Genomic DNA, 5,268 nt, shown 5'->3' on the forward strand with positions numbered 1-5,268 from the left:
AATCACTGTTACATAAACTTTTAAATGAAGGAGAATTAATTATGAAATGGAACCGAAAAATCAAAAACAAAGGTAACTTAGTTAATGCAGTTTAGATGTCGAACAGCTTATTCCTAATTCATCCAACCGTTGCCAAACTAAATGTTCTGTTTCGATACAAAGATTCTTTTTCAGTCTTAAGCAAAAAGACACACCCTTTTCCTTAAGCCAGTTTGCCAAATCAACAGAACAAAATTCACGGTCTCCTAAAACGATGAGTTTATATTGTGAAAATAATGGTAAAACTTGCTGTAAATTGGTAGTCTGTGACTCGAAGCTACTGTTTCCCAATTTGGGCAACAGTGACCAGTATAATGGAATTGCTCTTCGCTCCCAGATCAGGCTAACCATAAAGAGATTTATGCACCCCCATTGACTGCGGTCGATGGCGATTGATAAACGAGTACCAATGGGGCAATAAGTGGTCAACCAATAAGTAATTAATGGGAACCAAATTAATGAGATAGTTAAATTCGGTAAATCCAGAAATCTTTGTAGTTTTCTGCGCCGACTTTCCGTTGTAATTGGATAAGGGAATACCCGTGCCAGTCGTTCTAATCTCACTTGTTTTTCTGATTGCATCACCGATAGCAAAGTTGTCATTACAAGAAACTGAGCTGATGTTAGTTGTTTTTTTAAATGAGTCTGGTAAAATGTTGGTATCATTATTTTTTGGATAGGCAAGCGTGTAACAATTATGCTGCCTATCTTTTTTGAGCAGCGGATTGGCTCAATCCTCACCACCTCTCGGTTTCAGGCTGGTTGCCACCCCCCCAGGCGATCGATCTTGTTTCTAATTTAGCCTCGCTCCGCCTCGCATCCCCCTTAAGTCGGAGATGGCATAAATCGCTCTCTTGCGTTTCGTGATTCACGCAGACACCAGACAATCTAGGATAGCCTACAAAGCTTAATTCGCCTTTTTTTGCATCGATTTTTGTATCGTTCGTGTTCCTTGGGCAGTTTCAAATTGCGGCGCAAAGAAAAGAGTTGTTACTTATTGACTAAAGTTGATTTTTGGGATATCATTTAAATAATGGGAGTGGTGACAGAAATTGAAATTTTGCTATAATTCCCATTATTAAATAATACATTATCAAAATAGCCAAGTCAAGCTTTTTACCCAAAAAAAAGGGGAATCTTTAATATTTTATTAAAAAATAATTTGTTGGAGGCAGGGAGAAATTCACAGAGGGGATGACGCGGGTGAATAGTATCAGAAATCAGAAATGCGAGCGATCGGGTAATGGGGAAGAATTAATGAATTGAAATTAGTTGAACATCAGAATGATATCTTTTTGCGAGCGAGACGCTCGATCGCACTCGCAAAGAGATACTCGCCCTGCACTGAGAAAAATATGCTTCCGAGTGCAGTGCAGAAACAATATAATTACATAATCGCAGCCGCTGCTTTCATCGCCAAAATGCGATCAATCGCATCTTCAACAACCTTATCCGGGGTAGAAGCACCCGAAGTCACGCCGACTACAATTTTACCATCCGGTAGCCAACCTTCAGTTACGATCAAATCTCCCCCCAAAGGCTTGTGTTCGATCCGATTTCCCGGTAAAATGCGCTCCGCACAATCAATGTGATAAGAAGGAACAGTTTTGTCGATCGCAATTTCCTGCAAATGCGTAGTATTAGAAGAATTAAAACCCCCAATCACCAGCATCAAATCCAGCTTTTCCTCAACCAAACTCAACATAGCATCTTGCCGTTCCTGAGTCGCATCGCAGATAGTATTAAAACTCAGAAAATGCTCGCTCAAATTCTCCGGCCCGAACTTCCGCATCATCGTTTTTTCAAACAACTTGCCAATATTCTCCGTCTCAGTTTTGAGCATAGTAGTTTGGTTAGCAATACCAACGCTTTCCAAATCCACATCTGGGTCAAAACCAGCAGAATAAGCCTTGCTAAATTTAGCAAGAAACTCAGCGCGATCGCCCCCATGCAAGATATAATTGCTGACATATTCAGCTTCTTGCCAATTCAGCACAATCAAATACTTATCAGCAAAAGAACTCGTCGCTACAGTTTCCTCATGCTTATACTGACCGTGAATAATCGAAGTGTAATCCTTTTTTTTGTGCTTTTCAACAGTATTCCAGACCTTAGAAACCCAAGGACAAGTAGTATCAACAATCTTGCAGCCCTTATCATTAAGCAACTGCATTTCTTGGACACTGGCCCCAAAAGCCGGTAAAATTACCACATCGCCGCTATCAACAACCGAAAAATCTTTCTGCCCCTTCTCAACAGCAATAAAACCAACTTCCATATCGCGCAAATGCTGATTGACAGACGGATTATGAATAATCTCATTAGTAATCCAAATCCGTTCCGAGGGGAAATGCTGGCGAGTCTCGTAAGCAATAGCTACAGCACGTTCCACCCCCCAGCAAAACCCAAAAGCCTGAGCCAGCCGGATCGTAACTGCGCCGCGTTCCAGTCTGTAATTATTGTCACGAATTTGCTGGATCAGACTGCTTTGATAAGCCGTCTGCATCACCCCAGCTACCTCAGCTTCGTGTCCGAAACCCTTGCGGTGGTAGTTTTCCGATTGTTGGAGCGATCTTTTAAAAGCTTTAGTATCCATGCGGTATCGAGTAGAAATCTAGGTTAATTACCTTTGATTTTAGAATGCCTGGGGTGCGATCGGGCTTATTGGCTCAGTAGGGAAGAGGGGATATGCTATTTATACGATCGACAAATGAGAGGGAAGAAGAAATGAACCGCGAAGACGCGAAGGACGCGAAGGAAGAAGAAAGAAGAATGAGACAATTGGGCGAACAGCTAGAACAGTTGGCTTATAGAGTGATTGGGGCGGCTATTGAGGTGCATCGGCTTTTGGGGCCAGGATTTTTAGAATCTGTGTATCAGGAATCCTTAGAAGTTGAATTTCGGATGCGGGGGATAGCTTGTCACCCTAAAAAGCCTGTAGCAATCACCTACAAAGGTTATCCAGTGGGCGAAGGTCAATTAGACTTTCTGGTTGGCGATATCCTCATTGTCGAATTAAAAGCTGTTGAAAAGCTAGCTCCCATCCATGAAGCCCAAGTTATCTCCTATCTTAAAATGACCAAAAACACCCTAGGCCTTCTGATCAACTTCAACGTTCCGATCCTCAAAGAAGGCATCAAACGCATAATTCTTTCATCTTAACCCTTTTTTCTCTTCCTTCTTCGCGCTCTTCGCGTCTTCGCGGTTCGTTAAAAAAACTCAAAAAAAAGCGTAGAGACCAGATACCTGAGTCTCTACACGATCGAACTTATTCAAATAATCAGCTTCAAACCTTCTTCGGTGCAAAAGGAGAACTCGATTCAAACGAACTGAAACCGCCGGCAAAATCCTCACCGTAAGCTTCTTCCCCGTGCAGGTCAATATCCAAACCTTTGTCTTCAGCAGATGACGGCACTCGCAGTTCCATAAACTGTTCCAAAATTTTCAGGATCACAAAAGTGCCGACAGCCGCAAACACGTAAGTAGCTAGAATGCCTACTAACTGGGTGACGATTAGCCCCGGATTCCCGGCAAACAGCCCATCATTTCCGGCAGCGTTAACCGCTTTAGTCGCAAACACGCCAGTCAGAATCGCACCCACAGTTCCGCCTAAGCCGTGAATCGGGAAGGTATCCAAAGAGTCGTCAAATCCCAGCTTAGCCCGGAAACTAACGCCAAAGAAGCAGCAAACCGAAGTGATCGATCCGATCAAAAGCGCCCCCACTGGCAGCACGAATCCAGCCGCAGGTGTGATGCCCACCAATCCCGCTAGGAAACCGCTAGCAATTCCCACTGCTGTCGGTTTGCCTCTGAGCACCCATTCGAGGATTGTCCAAGTTAAACCGCCTGCTGCTGTTGAAATCATGGTGGTGACAAAAGCCACTGTTGCTAAAGAACCAGAGCCCAAAGCACTACCACCGTTGAAGCCAAACCAGCCGAACCACAGCAGCCCAATTCCCAGCAAGACGTAGGGTACGTTGTGGGGGGTGTGGGGCTTGTTCAAGTGGTCTTTGCGGGGCCCGATTACCCAAGCTGCGACAACCGCAGAAACACCGGAACTGATGTGCACGACTGTGCCGCCGGCAAAGTCTAAAGCTCCCATCGCCCCCAGCCAGCCTCTACCCCAAACCCAGTGGGCTAAAGGAGAGTAGATGAAGGTAGACCACAGCAGTACGAACCAGAAATAGGTTTTAAATGTTACCCGTTCGACGATCGCCCCTGAAATCAAGGCCGGAGTGATGATGGCGAACATCATCTGGTAAACCATGAAGACTTGGTGGGGTATGGTCGGTGCGTAGCCGATCGGATCTGGTTTGTCGGCCGTGACGTTGTTCAAGAACATCCAGTCGAAACCGCCGATGAAGGTTTCGATCCCTTTGCCAAAGCCTTCGGACGCTGGAGTGGAAACATCAAAGGCTAAACTGTAGCCCCACAGCGTCCAGGTGACGCCGATCAGTCCCATCATGACTAAGCTCATCATCATGGTGTTGAGGACGTTGCGCGATCGCACCAGTCCCCCGTAGAAAAACGCCAGCCCCGGTGTCATTAGCAATACCAGTGCTGCGGAGACCAACATCCAGGCCGTATCGCCGCTGTCGATCGGATTCGGCGCCACCGCAGTAGCGGCACCAGCATCTTGAGCTATGGCAGTGCCTGTCAGCGGTACGCTTAACACCCACAGTGCAATGATGCCGATCGTTAAACTTTTTTTGATCACGTTAGTTGTACCTTTTCATACTCAGCAATTTTTCGGGAAGACCGAGCCGATTTTAGATGTGAGGATTTTAGATGCAATAGTTATTTGGTTTTAAGTCCCTGTTTTAGCGGAACAAATCTTCAATAGATAATTCCCCAATCCTCAACCCCCCGCCTTCGTATAGCCGGACTCATCTTAATTCGTCCACTATCAATCTAATGGTCTATGCCTTTTGGATTGCACCATTTGTACAAACAGTTATTCTGTATCACCCTATACTAAATAGCTAACTATCATGTTTCTTAATCTATCAGTGGATACTTGACATAGCCAGTGATCGCAGAGTAATCGGAGAGGGGGAGTTGAGGAGAGGGCGGGAGTTTTGAGTTGGGGAGAGTCGGAGGAGGAGAGGGGGAGAGTTGGGGAGAAGGTTACTTTATCCTTTATCTTTCTAACTACAATACTCCGGACAGTTTTTAAAGAGGAATGCGATCACAATAAAATAGAGAAGTGAAAAAAGTGAGTGCAATCTG

At 45.0% G+C, this 5,268-nt stretch carries 4 protein-coding genes; 1 reads left to right on the top strand and 3 read right to left on the bottom strand.

Annotated features, from left to right (window positions below; genetic code table 11):
* Positions 1-81: 81 nt before the first annotated feature.
* Together Q5691_RS27235 and Q5691_RS27240 are read right to left on the bottom strand one after the other, a co-directional pair.
* Positions 82-705 (bottom strand): transposase, encoded by a 624-nt coding sequence (locus Q5691_RS27235; protein WP_333348338.1) that lies wholly within the window; start codon positions 703-705, stop codon positions 82-84.
* Between the two features lie 721 nt (positions 706-1,426).
* A complete protein-coding gene (locus tag Q5691_RS27240; protein WP_333210335.1) occupies positions 1,427-2,635 on the bottom strand; it encodes a 4-hydroxy-3-methylbut-2-enyl diphosphate reductase in 1,209 nt (402 codons plus the stop codon).
* Positions 2,636-2,727: 92 nt separating this feature from the next.
* Here Q5691_RS27240 and Q5691_RS27245 point away from each other — a divergent pair, with 92 nt between their 5' ends.
* Positions 2,728-3,201, top strand: coding sequence for a GxxExxY protein (locus tag Q5691_RS27245; protein ID WP_333231255.1), 474 nt, complete (start codon positions 2,728-2,730; stop codon positions 3,199-3,201).
* Positions 3,202-3,325: 124 nt separating this feature from the next.
* Here the strand turns inward: Q5691_RS27245 and Q5691_RS27250 are convergent, their stop codons facing one another.
* A complete protein-coding gene (locus Q5691_RS27250; RefSeq protein ID WP_333348341.1) occupies positions 3,326-4,756 on the bottom strand; it encodes an ammonium transporter in 1,431 nt (476 codons plus the stop codon).
* Positions 4,757-5,268 lie beyond the last annotated feature (512 nt).

This window comes from Microcoleus sp. w1-18aA5, assembly GCF_036701705.1.
GTDB lineage: Bacteria > Cyanobacteriota > Cyanobacteriia > Cyanobacteriales > Microcoleaceae > Microcoleus.